The following is a 16,032-nucleotide window of genomic DNA, read 5'->3' on the forward strand; positions in this document are numbered from 1 at the left end:
TACTTATGAGACGAGTTATTGTTGATTACGCCAAACTAACCAGCGATATTTTGAACCTTTTGGTCGAAAAATTTCCTGATGGATATGATGATTCTGATATCATTCGTTTTCGAAATGCCCAAAACGAATTGATTGAAGCCGTAGAAGTTCGTACAGAAGACACTATTTATTTGGTAAAAGTGAGTACCAAATTGGCTTCTCGTATGGAAAAATTTGAAGATGAAGAAGAAGATTTGGATGCTGTAATTGAACCCATTGCCCCTGTAAAAGGTGTCGATTTGGATGATGACGACATCGCTGGTGAGGATGACGATGAGGATGTTGATTTGTTAAAAGACAAAGGCGGCTCGGATGACGATGAAGATGACGATGAGGATGACGATTTTGAAGCTTCTGAAAGTTATGACGACGAAGAGGAAGACGAGTAGTTCAAATTTTAATTATAAATTTTAAATTATAAATGAAATCCCGAGTAATCAGCACTCGGGATTTTTTATTATGCTTCATTTATAATTTAAAATAATACAATTTAAAATTACTCCTTGAGGTAGCGCTGCTGAAACACGTTAAGATGATGGTTTTGATGACCAATGATCATAAAACCTAGGGCTCGAACGGATACGGGATGACCGGAAGCGGTTCCCATTCGTTGCATTACTTCTTGGGAAAAGGATTTAAACAAACACAAGTTCGCTTGCCGTAAAGCTGTAAATTCCGTCAACAAATCCTGTATACTTCGGCGGTTGGCCTCGGCATTGGCTACATAAAAATCTTCATCAAAACCAGGAAAAGCCGTTTGATCGTGGCGTGCAATACACAAAGCACGATAGGCAAAGACCCGCTCAGAATCCAAAAGATGTTGTAAAATGTCTTTAATTGTCCACTTTCCCTCGGCATAACGGTAATCAAATTTATCCATGGGAATATCCCGTACAAAATGAATTAACCGATGAAGGGAAATTTCCAATTCTTCTACCAGTGTATATTCAGTAGCTACTTGGGCGAGGTAGCCTGCATAAAAATCAGCGTACTCTGAACGATCAACAGCGTTTATTCGCATAGCAAGGGGTTTCTGTCAAAGATAATAATTTTATCTAGCTCGCCCAATCAGCCCAACGGGTTCGTTTTTCTTTTTCTAGTTTAGCAATGCGAAGTATATCCGATAAGACCCCGCGCGCTGTTACTGCTTTTCCTGCACCAGCGCCTTGAATCACAAGAGGTTGTGTTCCATATGAAGCGGTGTAAATTTCGATCAAATTATCTGCTCCTTTTAATTGCCCTAAAGCCGAATTTTGGGGAACCGATATCAACTTCACGGCCAAGGTATCCCGCACCACATCCCACTCGCCTACATACCGTAAAACATGATTGTCCGCTTGGGTGATTTTGGCAATATGAAACGGTTGATTGAATTCCTGTTGCTGACTTTTATACTCGGCCAAAGAAAGGGAGGTTTGCAACACTGGCGGCAATAATGACTCGACTTCCACCTCTTGCAACTCAGCCTTAGAACCCAATTCTCGGGCTAAAATCAATAGTTTTCGTGCAACATCATTTCCCGACAAATCCTCTCTTGAATCGGGTTCGGTATACCCAAGTTCCTCGGCTTCTTTTATTAAAGAGGAAAAAGGGACCGCTACTTCCCCAAAACGATTGAACAAGTAACTGAGCGTTCCTGAAAACACTCCACGAATACGGTGCACCTTTTCACCCGCTTCAAACAAATCGCGCAAGGTATTTACAACGGGCAACCCCGCTCCCACGTTGGTTTCATACAAAAACTTACGATCAAATCGCTTGAGATGCAATCGCAACGCTTCGTAAAAATCAAAATGCAAGGTATTGGCTTTTTTGTTGGCCGCCACGATATGAAATCCTGACTGAATTAATGGAATATAATTTTTAATAATATCCTCACTCGCCGTGGCATCTACAGCGATTAAATTTTCTAATTCTTGCGTATGAACATAGTCAATAATATCCTCCAATTGGTAAGGAATGGCTGAGGTTGTAAAATTGGCTTCCCACTGATTTTTGATGCCCTCTTTTTCAAAAAAAGCTAGGGTTGAATTGGTGATAATGGGAAATCGCAATTCAATTTGATGGTACTTTTCAAAAAAATCTTGCGCTTGAAGTACTTGATGAATTAAAGTACTCCCCACATTACCGATTCCAAATAGTACGATATTAATTCTGAATGTTGACATAGTGAAGTTGTTTATGGGTGTGAAACACCGGTTGTAAAAAAGAAATTAACTGATCGAACTCGATGAAAAACGCATCATGACCATGTGGAGATTGGATTTCATAATACTGTATTTGAGCGTGAAAACCTTGTGCGTCTTGAACGGTTTGACGATTTTCAACAGCGGTAAAAAACAAATCCGAATCAACCCCAACAACATGTATTGACGCCTGAATGGATTGGATCACTTCGGCAAAAGTCCCCCGTTGACGCGTAATATCGTGGGTTTTTAGTAAATGATTCATCAATCGATAGGCCGATAATCGAAAGCGATCGCGTAATTTTTCCCCGTGATTGCTTAGCCATCGTTCAACGGCAAACACGCCAGGAAACACTACTGCTCGTTTGAAACGCGCATTGATGGACATTGGGGTCCGATAGAGCAACATCGCATGTTGACGGGCGTCTTGTATGGGTTGAGTCGAATGTTGCAAAATTTGTTCTTGAACATGTACGTTCGCAATCACCCAATCGGTGGCTTTCCAGTCGGTCGCTATCGGAATCAAATACTGTATTGAAGTCGGTTGCAAAACTGCCATTTCCCATGCAATCGCGCCACCGAGACTTCCACCGATAATAGCAAAAACTTCTTGAACCCGGAGTTCGTGCAATCCTTGCCAAAACATGCGGGCGATATCCCGAACGGTAAAATCTTGGTAATTGGAAATCAGGTTACCTAAAATTCCGTCGTAGCCGTTGCCGGGAATATTAAACGCAATGACGGTGTAGTGTTCCAAATCGATTACTTTCCCAATTCCGATGAGTTCGTTCCACCACCCTTTTTCCCCGGTTACGGTGGAGTTGCCGGTAAGTGCATGATTGACTACGACAACGGGCGCCGAACCGAGGGACTGACCAAAGGTTTCGAAGTACAAGGGCAAAAAAGGAGTGGTTTTTCCGTTTTCCAAGAGGAATTGGTAAAGTTCTATTTTGGCTAATTTTTTCATTTTTTCTCGTGTTGTTATAGCAGTTTTTGTTGTTGAATCGCTTTTCATAGAAGCACTTTATCCCTAGCCCCGATAGAGCCGATATCCACGTAGCGCTAGCGAAGTGATAAAGGCGAAAGCGGGAAATAGCTCCAAAAAACTGTGGAAAGCTCCCCGAATGTGGCGCATCCGGGGGGTTCCACATACAAACTAAAACCTAGACTGTTTTTTCGACGGGTAAAGCCGCGAAAACGGTAGCCAAATCCGCTTTTAAATCATCAATAGCCTCGAGGCCTACTGAGAGACGAATGAGGTCAGGAGTTACTCCCGTGCTTTCTTGCTGCTCGGGTGTTAATTGTTGGTGCGTAGTACTGGCTGGATGAATAATTAGCGACTTCGTATCGCCGATGTTGGCCAGCAGAGAGAATAATTGGGATTCGTTGGCGACTTTTTTCGCCGCTTCGAATCCGCCCTTGAGTCCGAATGTCACAATGCCACTCTGCCCTTGGGGTAAATATTTTTGAGCCAAGTCATAATACTTGGATGTTTTCAATCCGGGATAGTTGACCCAGGCTACAGCTTCTTGTTCGCTCAACCACTCGGCCAAAGCCAAGGCGTTCTGACTGTGTTTGAGGATACGCACTTCTAAGGTTTCGAGTCCTTGCAAGGTTTGGAAGGCATTAAACGGACTCAAGGCGGCGCCAAAATCGCGTAATCCTTCGATACGCACTTTGGCAATAAAGGCAGCGGCTCCAAGGGCTTCGTAGTATTTTAAACCGTGGTAACCCGCTGCGGGTTCGGTGAACTCAGGGAATTTTCCATTACTCCAGTCAAATGTTCCGGCATCGATGATTACTCCGCCCAATGAGGTTCCGTTTCCAGTGATGTATTTGGTAAGGGAATGAATCACAATGTTGGCCCCGTATTGAATAGGGTTAAGTAAATAGGGAGAAGCGACCGTATTATCCACGATGAAGGGCACTTTGAACGCTTGAGCTTCTTGGGCGATGGCTTCTAGATCGAGGACATCCAATTTGGGATTCCCGAGACTTTCGGCAAAGAATACGCGGGTGTTTTCTTGGGTGGCTTGGGTAAAATTTGTAGGGTCAGAAGGATCGACAAATGTGGTGGTGATTCCCAAACGCGGCAAGGTCACGTTGAGTAAGTTGTAGGTTCCTCCATAGAGGCTGTTGGAAGCCACAATATGGTCGCCTGCTTTTAGCAATACTAACAAGGCTGTGGCGAGTGCTGCGGTTCCTGAGGCGGTTACCACGGCTCCAATGCCGCCCTCGAGTTGGGCTAAGCGTTGTTCCAACACATCGTTGGTGGGATTGTTGAGTCGGGTATAAATGTACCCTGCTTCACTCAAGCTAAACAGATTGGCTGCATGATCGGCATTGTTAAACACGTAGGAAGTGGTTTGGTAGATCGGCACGGCGCGTGTTCCTGAAGTTTGTTGAACATCGTGTCCGGCATGAAGGGCTTTGGTGGCAAATTTTGTTGTACTCATTTTTATGAATTTTAGGGATTAGTGATTAGTGATTAGTGACTGGTGATTAGTGACTGGTGATTGGTGACTAGTGATTGGTGATTAGTGATTAGTGACTAGTGATTGGTGATTAGTGACTAGTGACTAGTGATTAGAATTTGTGTATTGACTTACGACTTATCGACTTTTTTGACTTACGACTCCAAAAAAAAGGTCCTTTTGATTTGTAACCAAAAGGACCTGAACACTATATAGGAATAACATAAGGATCACCTTTGGCAACAAAGCATAGCACAACAACACATCATCATGTGCATCATACGGCGGTGGTTGTTATGTTTTGCGGTGGTTGACATTGTGTAAAGTTTCAGGTTTAAAGTTTAAGGTTTCAGGTTAGGCATAAAAAAAGCCCCTGCGTTGGCAGAGGCTTTCGGTATACTTGAGCGTTATAATTTCTTTTTCAAGTTATGCCATACATGTCCTCTGCGGGGAAGTTTCCCACATCATACGACACATTTGACACATTAATTTTTTCATTAGAATATGAATTTGATTTTTTCGTTTTTCAACACTGCAAACTTCAAAAGGTTTTTTGGAATACACAAGAGGTTTTTAAAACTTTAACAAAAATTATTTTTTAAAATCCTTATTATCAATACTTTAAATTTTTACAAATTAATACATTAAGCCGAGTTACGACTGGCATTCGTGTTGCCAAACAACGAGCGAATGACTAATTTTTCATAGATTTCCAACCAAGTCACCTCCCCTTTTCCTTCTCTAATTTGTTGTATTTGCATTAAGCCATATTGCTGAATGACCAACAAGGGTAAAACAATTTCTTCACGCATTTTTATAGAAGCAATGCCTTCGGGGTAGTTTTCCATCAACTCTTGATGACCGGCAATTTTTAAAAGCAATTTTTTGGTCAATAAAAACTCTTCATAAATGAGTTCCCAAAAGGGACCAAATATTGGATCATGTTGCAAATACTGTGTTAAAGGGAAAAATGACTTTGCCAAAGCCATCATACTGTTTTCCAATAAGGTACGGAAAAATAAAGAATGTTTGTACAGCGTTTGCACTTCATCCCAACGGCCGGCTTTTTCAAAGGCATGCAAGGCAGTACCTACGCCAAAAAACCCAGGAACATTTTGCTTCATCTGACTCCATGACCCGACAAAAGGTATCGCTCGTAAATCGGAAAAATCCAATTGCGCAGCTGCTTTTCTTTTAGCAGGTCGGCTTCCGATATTCGTTTTGGCATAATAATTCAACGTACTGCGTTGCTCCAAATAGGGAATAAACTGCGGATGGTTTTTGAAAGCCAGGTACTTTTCATATCCCAATTGAGCTAATTCATCGATGATAGCTTTATCGGTGTCCGTTAAATCATTTTGTTTTTGGGCAAACAACCCATTGGATATACCCGCACTTAACAAATTTTCTAAATTAAAACGACACGAATCAAGGGTTCCAAAATTGGAACTAATGGTTTGTCCTTGCACGGTAAGTTGAATTTCTTTATGCTCAATTCCTGAACCCAACGAAGCGTAGAATTTATGAGTTTTCCCACCTCCCCGAGCTGGAGGTCCACCCCGACCGTCAAAGAAAATAACTTCGATCCCGTATTTTCGAGACATCCCCGTGATGGCTTCTTTGGCTTTAAAAATAGACCAATTGGCCATCAAGTAACCACCGTCTTTGGTGCCATCGGAAAACCCTAACATCACGGTTTGTGTTTTATGTCGACGTTCCAAGTGCACCTGATACTCTGGATGCAGATACAACTGTTCCATTATTGAAGCGGCCTGTTGCAAGTCGTCTACCGATTCAAACAAAGGAACAATATCAACCGATGGGTTTTCCCAGCCCACCCAACGGAACATAGCAAGGGTTTCAAGCACATTCAATGCCGACTCGTTATTGCTGATAATATAGCGATTGCAACCTAACTCACCATTTTGATTTTGAATAGTTTGCATAGCTTCAATGGAAGCCAAAGTTTGCATAACAATTGGACTCTCAAAATCAGACGAGTGCACTTTTCCTCGCACCGCAGCAAGTTGATCAATTTTAAATTTTTCATCTCCTTCTGCATATGCATTTTGCCCCAAATGTCGCACTACGGCATCTACGACTTGATTGTGTATGGCGCTGTTTTGACGAATATCGAGGGAAGCGAAATGAAAGCCAAACGTTTGCACTTTCCACAAAAGCATTTGCACTTCATCGAGATATAGGGCTTGGTGTTTTTCGATTAATACGGATTTTATAGCCTGCAAATCGGCGATTAACTCCGGTAAGTTGATATATAATTCCCCCTGTGAATAAAAAACAGAACGGTACAACTGTTGTTCAATTTTGGCGATAATAACATCTACCTCTGTAAATGTCAACTTACGCTTCAATTTTCGGATATCGTTATAATAGCATTTCAAAATGGAGGTACGTAATCGTTGTGCTACTTGCAATGTGATTTCGGGCGTGACAAACGGATTTCCATCGCGATCACCCCCAGGCCAAAATCCCAATTGAATAACGGGCTGTCGTTGAAGGTCGGTTTCATGAGATGTGGCATAAAGATTTTGCAAAATCAACCCAGTGGTACTATAAAATACATTTTCCAAATACCATAGTAAACTCACTGCTTCATCATAAGGAGTGGGCTTTTCTTTTTTTATAAAACGGGTTTTACCCAATTGCGCGAGCAACTGCTCGATTTGGTGTAAATCATTTTGCCGCAATGCTTCGGTCAAATCGGTAATAATGCCTAATACAGCCCCAGGGTAAAACTGAGTGGGATGTGCTGTCAACACCGTACGCACGCGAAATCGTTGCAAAAATTCTTGCAGCTGTTGTTGCCGCTCGGCAGTATCACAACGCTCTTTAATTTCACGCAACGACCCTGTCCCTTCGAGATTATTTAGGGAAGAAAAAGCGGCGTCTTCAATAGCATCAAAAAGAACAATTTGCCGTTCAACGTATTGAATAAACCGAAACAAGAGCGGAACCACCGTTTCGGCATCAGAACGCTCTAAATACTTGGCCGCAAAGGAGGTCACAATAGCAATAGGTGTCATTTGTTGTTGCAGCCCTTTGGCACAAGCCTCGCTAAACAAAGGCAACAAGGCCCCTGTATTATCAATAGCATCAAAAGGCAAGGTGATAAAAACACTGTTATACAAATGGTATTTGGATCTAACCTGTTGGTGAAATTGTTCCGATTGCGGTGAAGTGTACATAGCTTTTGCGTTAAATTACACAAAAAAACCCCAAGTAAATCTTGAGGTTTTCATAAAATCAAATAACATTTAAATGCTTAAATATCTTTAAAGATCGTGTGCATCAAGCGTTTTTTATCGTTAATACTTTCTTCCAATGAAATCATGGTTTCAGTACGGTATACGCCTTCAATATCGTCAATCATGAAAATGACGTCTTTAGCATGTTTGGTGTCGCGGGCACGAATTTTACAGAAAATATTAAACTTTCCGGTAGTCACATGCGCCACAGTAACAAAGGGAATTTCATTAATTCGCTCCAAAACAAATTTGGTTTGCGAAGTATTGTTCAAAAATACCCCAACATAAGCGATAAAGGAATACCCCAATTTTTCATAATCCAAAGTAAGTGAAGAGCCCATAATGATACCAGCATCTTCCATTTTCTTAACCCGTACGTGGACTGTTCCCGCGGAAATCAACAATTTCTTGGCGATATCCGTAAAAGGTACACGGGTATTATCAATTAACATGTCGAGAATTTGATGATCCACTTCATCCAAACGAAACTTACTCATAGCAGCGTGTTTATAATGTTTATTTATACGATTGCAAATTAATACATTTTATTCAGTAAAAACGAAAAAACAATGTTATATTTTTATACCATTAACAAAATTTATCGTTTTTCCTAAACAGAAATCCGCTTTTTCATCAATTTTCGGAATATCCTCTTTTCCATCGGAATACGACATTTTATGCGCATTAAAGTTGTAATGTCCTCGTTTTCCTTCTAGATCGCCCACCGCACTAATGTAAGCGTTCAAGTGAATTTTTCCGTCGATTAACTCTTCACGGTATTGTGCCGCAAAATTCGTAATTATTTCCTTACCATCATAATTTATTTTAATATTTTTATAAATAAAATCATAAAAAACGCTGTTATTTTGAGGAATTTGTAAATAAAGGTCGATTTTGTTGCTAACTACATCGTTTTCGTAAACGTGCTTTAAACCTGAAAGTAAAGCGATAAAAATCATTTTTCGCGTAAATTCACGATGATAATCGTTTGGATAGTGTCCAGCCTCAAAAAGAACCGTAGGCACGCCGCGATGGGTAAAATAGTCACCGATACAATTCAAATTAAACGCATCATCAAAACGCCCTACCTGATTGGGAATATGACGCTGCAACTCGGCATTCATTGCTACAATTATTTGCATGGCACGGGTTCGAACCTCATTGACCGAACGCTCTTCATCATAGGCAGGAGCCAAAAAGGAAACCGTAGCCGGCAATCCACTATCCCCTGCTCCAAAAATAGTTCGCTGGTCGTGAAGATTGTAGGCTAAATCGGGTTGAAATGCTTCAAAAACCTCCCGAAGAAAGCGACTTTCAGGTTGGGTTAGTGCCACCGCATCGCGATTTAAATCGACACCATTGGCATTCACCCGGGTGTATACTTCTGCCCCATCGGGATTCACTAAGGGTAAAATGCAAAAACGAAAATGAGCACACAAGCGTTTTGCTTCGGGTGCTTCACTGCCAAGAAACGCGATGAAATCAAACAAAGCTTTGGTTGTGGTACTCTCATTTCCATGCATTTGAGACCACAGCAACACCTTGTAATTTCCGCTCCCTATTTCGAGATGATACAGAGGTCTTTGCTGTACAGAATAGCCTTTGACGTTTAAAGACAGTCCAAGTTCTTGTGCCACACGTTCAACCGCCGCCAAGGGAACATAGCGACCAAAAAGCGAATGTTGTTTATAGATTTGAAATAAAGCAAGGTAATCCATAGCGGAAATTATACGTACAAAGGTACCAAAAAAAAAGCCCCGTGCCAGAGGCGACGGGAGCTTTCCTTCACTGTCAAATGAAACAAAAAACAAACTATTTGCGATGTAGATAAACGCTGCTTATTCCGGGTTCTAGTCGAGCCGCAACGGGAGCTGCATCGGCTGTCGTACTGGGTAATCCAAAAGTGAGCAAACGACCACCCATATTGGCACGCTCTGCGACATAAATACGTTGAGAAACCACATCATAAGCCACATCAACTGGATTTCCAAGGGTTGATAACGAACCATAGACGCGTACTTGATTGGTCAAGGCGATGGTGCCGCCATTGGGAGTCGCTGCAATCACACTACTAAAATTATTGATCACAATTAAACCACCATCACTGTCGGAAGCGGCAGCACCCACATCGGTCAATACCATGCGATCGTCACTAGCCGCATAAGCAATACCATGCGTGCGAACCAATCCAGCGATGGTTACTCGTTTGGTAGGCATAATTGAACCTGAAGGCAGGTTGAAGAAATTTTCAAAAACCAAAAGATCTCCTGTCAAATCGGCAACGGCATACAAGGTGCTCCCTTCAATCGCGATCCCCCAAGTTTTAAAGTTTACGGTGTAGGCATGAAGCAAACTCAACGAAGCTCCCGTACGTTGGTATACGAGAAGTTTGTTGGTATTGGCATTGCTCGGACTTTGGTCTTGGGTCACGACAATTTTATCACCAGATACGGCTACTTCCCGCGCATTGGTAAACTCTGACGCCGATGCCAAGCTAAGCGAAAGTGAGGTAGCATTAGCAGTAAGGGCATTTTGTATTCCACCATATATTTCCAGTTTGTTTTGGGAACGAGAAGCTACCAAAATTTCGTCACGAGTACTGTCGTAGTAGACACCATCAGTATCCAGCGAACCAATGGTAAACGAAATCGGATTGGGGGTACTGGCTAATAAATCGGTATAGCTTACTTTGCCAGAAGTATTACTAGAGGTAACTAAACGTAATTCAGGAGTGGCGGCAGGAGCTGTTGGGGAATCGTTGTCACTACAGGCATAAAAAGCACTTACGAAGGCCAACAAAAGAAATTTGTTTTTCATAAATAATAAGGTTTGAAGTTGTTTTCCCTTATTTACGAAAAACGAGAAGATAGGGTTTTATAAACCTGAAAATTGTCGTTCAGGATAGCGTCCTTGCACTCCTTTGTAAAACGCTAGAAAGGTAGGCATATCGTTATCGACCTCCCCTGTCGGATAAAAGGGTGCTCCTATGCGAACCTCTTTTTTGCCAAAATCAAAAGCTACGGGGATGATAGGAACTTGGGCTTTGTGGGCAATAAAATAAAACCCCGTGCGTAAAGTATCGACGTGTTTGCGCGTTCCTTCTGGAGCGATTCCCAGTCGAAACACCTCCCGCGCATTAAAAATATCAACGATGGCATCAACCAAATTTTTTCCCCCACTCCGATCCAAAGGGGCTCCTCCAATGGCTCTAAAATAATACCCAAAGGGAAAGACAAACAACTCTTTTTTACCAACAAAATTCATTTTTTGATTGACAATTCCCCGCACCAAGAGACCGATGAAAAAATCGAAATTGCACGTATGCGGCATCACAGCAATCACACATTTGGTAATGGCCGGGTCAAAAGCACCCACCAAACGCCATCGCATTACACGAAAAAAAATAAATTCGTAAAGTCGTTTTCGCATCCCATTAATTTGCTGTAAATTTAGAACATAATACGGACTAAACCTAACCCAATGCTAGCCAAATACCTAAGCTATTTTTTTCCGATCCCTGTTGTTAAACGCAAGTCGACGTTGAGCAAAAGTCTTGAAGTAACATGGAATAACGGGCAATTAGTATTAGACAGTGCACAAACCAACTATTCTTTTGGAAGTCTGCAACGCATTTTACGAAAAGGGCTAAAATATATCGGATTCGAACGTATTCGGAACTTTCAAGAAGTACTGGTATTGGGCGTAGCAGGTGGCAGTGTTATTGCTACGCTAGTGGAAGAAATTCGATTTCGAGGGAAGATAACGGGCGTTGAACTCGATGCCGAGGTGTTGCAAGTCGCCAAAGACTATTTTAAAATCGACCGCTATGCGCAATTAGAACTCATTGTCGAAGATGCATTTTCGTTTGTGTTGCGTTCCCAAAAAAAATACGATTTGATTATCATTGATATCTTTCAGGATACGCAAATGCCGCCTTTTCTTTTTGAAGATTTTTTTATGCAACACATCAACCGACTCCTTAATATCGATGGGTTCATTTTGTTCAACACCATGGTCTTATCTCCAGAAGATTCAAAGCGCAATGCATTGTACCGTCAAAAGTTTTCTGACAATTACTCTGTACGCATGTACCCCAAAGTCGAGGAACATAACGAATTGTTTACCATTAAAAAATTAGCGTGATGAGTGTGGTAAAAAAACTATTAGTAGGCAAATTTACCTACCGTGATCGTCCCAAATTTAATCCTATCCAACGGCGCATTTTGAACATTAGAGCGATTTGGAATAATGACCATCAATACGATAACGGGATTGAAAAAATAGTACGGCTCTTTCTCTCTTCGTCGCAATTGTTGTTTCCAGGCGTTTACATCAAATACTTAGCTTGTAAAATCGGACATGAATACCAAGATTTAGCCATGGACGTTTATGTGTTGGCGAAAATGGCCTTACCGTGGACCATTTTAATATACGGTTGGCAACACCACCAAATTCTATTAATCCTAATGATTTATATGCTTTTGGAAACGGTCTTCTACATACCCACACTCATTTTTGCCTCCGATTTATTTGTGCGGCCACGTTCCTACAAACGCTCAATGCTTCTTTTGTTTTTTAATTATATCGAAATTGTGGTGGCGTTTGGCGTACTCTATACCTTGGGCGATAATATGAACAAACCTTTTACCCACTGGTTTGATGCGGTGTATTTTAGCTTGGTGAGCGCCAATTCTATCGGATTTGGAGATTACTATCCCATGACCACCTACGGAAAAATCTTAGTGAGCATTCAAGCCATGTTCTTCTTATCGTTTGTCTTACTCTTCCTGAACTTTTTCTCTACCAAAGTGAAAAGCAAAGGGTATTTTGACAATGAAGAGAGTGAATAAAGAGGTGACAAGCCCCCCCCATTACTTTAAATGTGATTTTTAAAAGTTTGGATTCAAAATTACTGTCGCGAAAACATCAGCCGCGCTTGCTCCAAATCTTCAGGCGTATCAATACCAATGCCTACATGCGAGGTTTCGACCATTTTTATACGCTTCCCAAATTCCAAATACCGTAACTGCTCCAATTTTTCGGTAGCTTCCAACGGTTGCATCGGCCATTGCGCAAAATCCAATAACGCTTGTTTGCGAAAGGCATACACTCCAATATGACGCATGTACCTTAGTCCTTCAGCACGCTCCCTAGGATAGGGTATTACCGATCGGGAAAAATACAACGCATACCCCATTCGGTCGGTGACCACCTTTACGACATTTGGATTTTCAATTTCCGTGGTATCGGTTATGGCAACCATTAAAGATCCCAAATCTATCTGTTGGTCAACATCCTCACGAAAAGCTTGCAATAAGGCCTCCAAAGGTTCCCGTGCCATAAAGGGTTCGTCGCCTTGTACATTCACCACGATATCGGCTTTCAAATCGACCACCGCTTCAGCAATTCGATCACTTCCACTTTCGTGGTGCCGTTGACTTCGAATTACTTTACCCCCGTGGGCTTTTACCGCGGCTTCAATTTCGTCGGCGTCGGTTACCACAAAAACTTCATCAAAAAGTTGGGTTTGTAGTGCCGCTTCATAGGTGCGCACAATAACGGGTTTACCACACAAATCCTGCACCAATTTGGCAGGAAATCGCGTAGACGCATAGCGCGCTGGAATTACTGCAATAACGTTCATAAAGGCTATTTCGGGTAAAAATACAAATTCCCTCTCGAAGGCCTACGAACCTTAAAAAATATTTTATCGTGAAAGCCCCAGAGATCATGGTATTCTTTTACTGAAGGAGGCTGTAATAACGCCCCTCTTTGCGTTTCAGAAATTGGTATCTTTGCCCCAAAACGTTTACCTCATGCATGTTGATACTATTGTCGCGTTAGCTACACCCGCTGGAGCTGGTGCAGTCGCGATTATTCGTTTGTCGGGTCCCCAAGCTATAGCGCAAGCCGAAGCCGTGTTTGTTTCCATCAAAGGAAAAAAACTAAGCGCTCAAAAGTCGCACACCCTTCATCTCGGCACGCTCATTGACCACGGCAAGGTTATCGATCAAGTCTTGGTGGCACTCTACCGCAATCCCCACTCCTACACCGGCGAAGATGTGGTGGAAATCAACTGCCACGGGTCGACGTTTATTCAGCAACAAATTATCCAACTTTTTTTGCGCAACGGGTGCCGTATGGCGCAACCGGGTGAATTTACGCTCCGGGCTTTTTTACACGGTAAACTCGACCTATCCCAAGCCGAAGCCGTAGCTGATCTCATCGCTTCCGACAATGAAGCCGCTCATCAAATTGCCCTGCAACAAATGCGCGGCGGTTTTAGTAGTGAAATACAACACTTACGCCAAGAGTTACTCAATTTTGCATCGTTGATCGAACTGGAATTGGACTTTGCCGAAGAGGATGTGGAGTTTGCAGACCGAACCCAATTCAACCAACTCGTTGCCCGTATTATCTTGGTTTTAAAACGATTGATCGACTCTTTTGCCGTGGGAAATGTACTCAAAAACGGCATTCCCGTAGCAATTGTGGGCGAACCCAATGTGGGGAAATCAACGTTGCTCAACGCGTTACTCAACGAAGAGCGCGCCATCGTTTCTGCTATTGCGGGTACTACGCGCGATACGATTGAGGACGAGCTCGTGATTGACGGCATTGGCTTCCGATTCATAGACACCGCGGGCATACGCCAAACCCAAGATTATGTGGAGCAAATGGGGATTCAAAAAACGTTTGAAAAGATTACCCAAGCCCAAGTTGTTTTGTACTTACTCGACAGCGTGGCGTTTCAACAAGACCCCACAAACTACCGCCAAGCCTTGGAGAAAATCAAAAATCAGTATCCCCAAAAGCAATTGGTAGTGGTGTTCAACAAAATCGATTTGCTTGACGAGGCGACTACCGAAAGCTTGTTGCGCGTACTCGAATCAATGCAAGTACAGGTCATCGGACTCTCGGCCAAGCAACAAGAAGGCGTGGTACGGTTAAAACAAATTTTGTTTTCACTGGTGCAAACAGGCGCCCTTCGCAACAACGAAACCATCGTAACCAATACACGGCACTACGACGCCCTACTAAAAGCATTGGAAGCCTTACAGAAAGTCCAATGGGGCATGGATACCGGAGTTTCCTCCGATTTGGTAGCGATCGACATCCGGGAAGCCTTGTACTTCTTGGGCGAAATCACAGGCGAAGTAACAAACGATGAGTTGTTAGGTAATATTTTTGCGAATTTCTGTATCGGAAAATAAGTTTTTGGCCGGCAACTTCCGGTCGTCCGCTGTATCCCCGATAGGAATCGGGGGATGCCGCTTCCACCCGGGCCGGTGGGAGGTCGCTAAAACCTTCTTTTTATTAAGAGAAGTCCCTAGTTCAACCCATGATTGCTTTTATGGGGTGTAGAAGACTTAATAATACAATGTAAACCCCAACATTTTACAGGCCGCATACTGTTTTTCATGGAGGACTTCGGTCAGTTCAACCACCGACGCATACTGTTGGGATAAGGCAAAAAACAAACCGTCTAAGTCAAAACTCAACAAAGGAACACGATGGGCATAACCTGAAATCGATTGGGCCCCGGTAACATCAAGTACATACTGTGCCGTTTCTTCGTCCAATACCAACTGCTTCGTATTGGCAAAGTGCAACCGCTTGCCCGTTAACTTGCCTTCAAAGGCATCGGCCAATTCATACAAATCGTACTGATATCCATCGACTTCGAGCACCGAGCCGTGACCCCCAACCACAAAATACAGCGCGGGATACCTTCCGCTCTGCCGATCTTCGCGCACCCAATGGTGCCAATACGATTCCATCATTTCCATACTCTCACACGGTCCGTGAATACTGGTCAACCCAAAATCCAAAGCCCATTGGGCCAAAATTGTTTCGACAGAAACCCCTGGCAAAGCCCCCATTCCCTCCAAACAATAAATGCGCATATCCTGCTCCCCATCGTTCATATCCATCGTTTTATTGGCCACGAAAATACGCGAAAAAAACACGTAAATGTACGTATGCAAAATATCGATAAACGACTTATTTTTAAAGATGAATAAAAAAAAAGTAACCATTCAGCCCTATTTTTCGTACATTTAGCTT

At 42.5% G+C, this 16,032-nt stretch carries 15 protein-coding genes; 4 read left to right on the forward strand and 11 right to left on the reverse strand.

Annotated elements, in window-relative coordinates; all coding sequences use genetic code 11:
* Positions 1–5: 5 nt before the first annotated feature.
* Positions 6–428 carry a DNA primase gene (locus BUC17_RS05485; RefSeq protein WP_073362408.1) on the forward strand — a complete coding sequence of 141 codons (423 nt, stop codon included), beginning with the start codon at positions 6–8 and terminating at the stop codon, positions 426–428.
* 107 nt (positions 429–535) lie between these two features.
* Here BUC17_RS05485 and BUC17_RS05490 read toward each other — a convergent pair whose 3' ends face one another.
* The 9 genes from BUC17_RS05490 to BUC17_RS05530 all read right to left on the reverse strand — a co-directional run bounded on the left by BUC17_RS05490 (position 536) and on the right by BUC17_RS05530 (position 11,394).
* Complete coding sequence (locus tag BUC17_RS05490; RefSeq protein ID WP_073362410.1) at positions 536–1,060, reverse strand: DinB family protein; 525 nt, start codon at positions 1,058–1,060, stop codon at positions 536–538.
* Between the two features lie 34 nt (positions 1,061–1,094).
* Positions 1,095–2,207: a homoserine dehydrogenase family protein gene (locus BUC17_RS05495; protein WP_073362411.1), complete on the reverse strand. Its 1,113-nt coding sequence runs from the start codon at positions 2,205–2,207 to the stop codon at positions 1,095–1,097.
* Positions 2,188–3,192, reverse strand: coding sequence for an alpha/beta fold hydrolase (locus BUC17_RS05500; RefSeq protein ID WP_073362461.1), 1,005 nt, complete (start codon positions 3,190–3,192; stop codon positions 2,188–2,190). Before BUC17_RS05500 ends, BUC17_RS05495 begins: the two co-directional genes overlap by 20 nt.
* Positions 3,193–3,388: 196 nt before the next feature.
* Complete coding sequence (locus BUC17_RS05505; RefSeq protein ID WP_073362413.1) at positions 3,389–4,681, reverse strand: O-acetylhomoserine aminocarboxypropyltransferase/cysteine synthase family protein; 1,293 nt, start codon at positions 4,679–4,681, stop codon at positions 3,389–3,391.
* Positions 4,682–5,343: 662 nt separating this feature from the next.
* Positions 5,344–7,905 (reverse strand): phosphoenolpyruvate carboxylase, encoded by a 2,562-nt coding sequence (locus tag BUC17_RS05510; protein WP_073362415.1) that lies wholly within the window; start codon positions 7,903–7,905, stop codon positions 5,344–5,346.
* Positions 7,906–7,982: 77 nt separating this feature from the next.
* Positions 7,983–8,462: an Lrp/AsnC family transcriptional regulator gene (locus BUC17_RS05515; RefSeq protein ID WP_073362417.1), complete on the reverse strand. Its 480-nt coding sequence runs from the start codon at positions 8,460–8,462 to the stop codon at positions 7,983–7,985.
* 75 nt (positions 8,463–8,537) lie between these two features.
* On the reverse strand, positions 8,538–9,683 hold the full coding sequence (locus BUC17_RS05520; protein WP_073362418.1) for a M14 family metallopeptidase: 1,146 nt from the start codon (positions 9,681–9,683) through the stop codon (positions 8,538–8,540).
* Between the two features lie 94 nt (positions 9,684–9,777).
* Complete coding sequence (locus BUC17_RS05525) at positions 9,778–10,782, reverse strand: hypothetical protein (protein ID WP_073362420.1); 1,005 nt, start codon at positions 10,780–10,782, stop codon at positions 9,778–9,780.
* Between the two features lie 57 nt (positions 10,783–10,839).
* Positions 10,840–11,394, reverse strand: coding sequence for a 1-acyl-sn-glycerol-3-phosphate acyltransferase (locus tag BUC17_RS05530; protein WP_073362421.1), 555 nt, complete (start codon positions 11,392–11,394; stop codon positions 10,840–10,842).
* 51 nt (positions 11,395–11,445) lie between these two features.
* Here BUC17_RS05530 and BUC17_RS05535 point away from each other — a divergent pair, with 51 nt between their 5' ends.
* Both BUC17_RS05535 and BUC17_RS05540 read left to right on the forward strand, forming a co-directional pair.
* Entirely contained in the window at positions 11,446–12,108 is a 663-nt protein-coding gene (locus BUC17_RS05535; RefSeq protein WP_073362423.1) for a spermidine synthase, read from the forward strand.
* Positions 12,108–12,815: a potassium channel family protein gene (locus BUC17_RS05540; protein WP_073362424.1), complete on the forward strand. Its 708-nt coding sequence runs from the start codon at positions 12,108–12,110 to the stop codon at positions 12,813–12,815. The genes BUC17_RS05535 and BUC17_RS05540 overlap by 1 nt, the downstream gene beginning before the upstream one ends.
* A gap of 59 nt (positions 12,816–12,874) precedes the next feature.
* On the opposite strand, the gene kdsB is transcribed toward BUC17_RS05540, so the two are convergent.
* Positions 12,875–13,609 (reverse strand): 3-deoxy-manno-octulosonate cytidylyltransferase, encoded by a 735-nt coding sequence (kdsB, locus tag BUC17_RS05545; RefSeq protein WP_073362426.1) that lies wholly within the window; start codon positions 13,607–13,609, stop codon positions 12,875–12,877.
* A 172-nt stretch (positions 13,610–13,781) separates the two neighbouring features.
* Here kdsB and mnmE point away from each other — a divergent pair, with 172 nt between their 5' ends.
* A complete protein-coding gene (mnmE, locus tag BUC17_RS05550) occupies positions 13,782–15,179 on the forward strand; it encodes a tRNA uridine-5-carboxymethylaminomethyl(34) synthesis GTPase MnmE (protein ID WP_073362427.1) in 1,398 nt (465 codons plus the stop codon).
* A 156-nt stretch (positions 15,180–15,335) separates the two neighbouring features.
* On the opposite strand, the gene BUC17_RS05555 is transcribed toward mnmE, so the two are convergent.
* The gene (locus BUC17_RS05555) at positions 15,336–16,004 is read right to left on the reverse strand and encodes a DUF6642 family protein (RefSeq protein WP_083544761.1); all 669 of its coding nucleotides are present in this window, start codon (positions 16,002–16,004) and stop codon (positions 15,336–15,338) included.
* Positions 16,005–16,032 lie beyond the last annotated feature (28 nt).

Origin of the sequence: Flavobacterium fontis (assembly GCF_900129405.1) — a bacterium.
Classification (GTDB): Bacteria; Bacteroidota; Bacteroidia; order Flavobacteriales; family Flavobacteriaceae; genus Flavobacterium; species Flavobacterium fontis.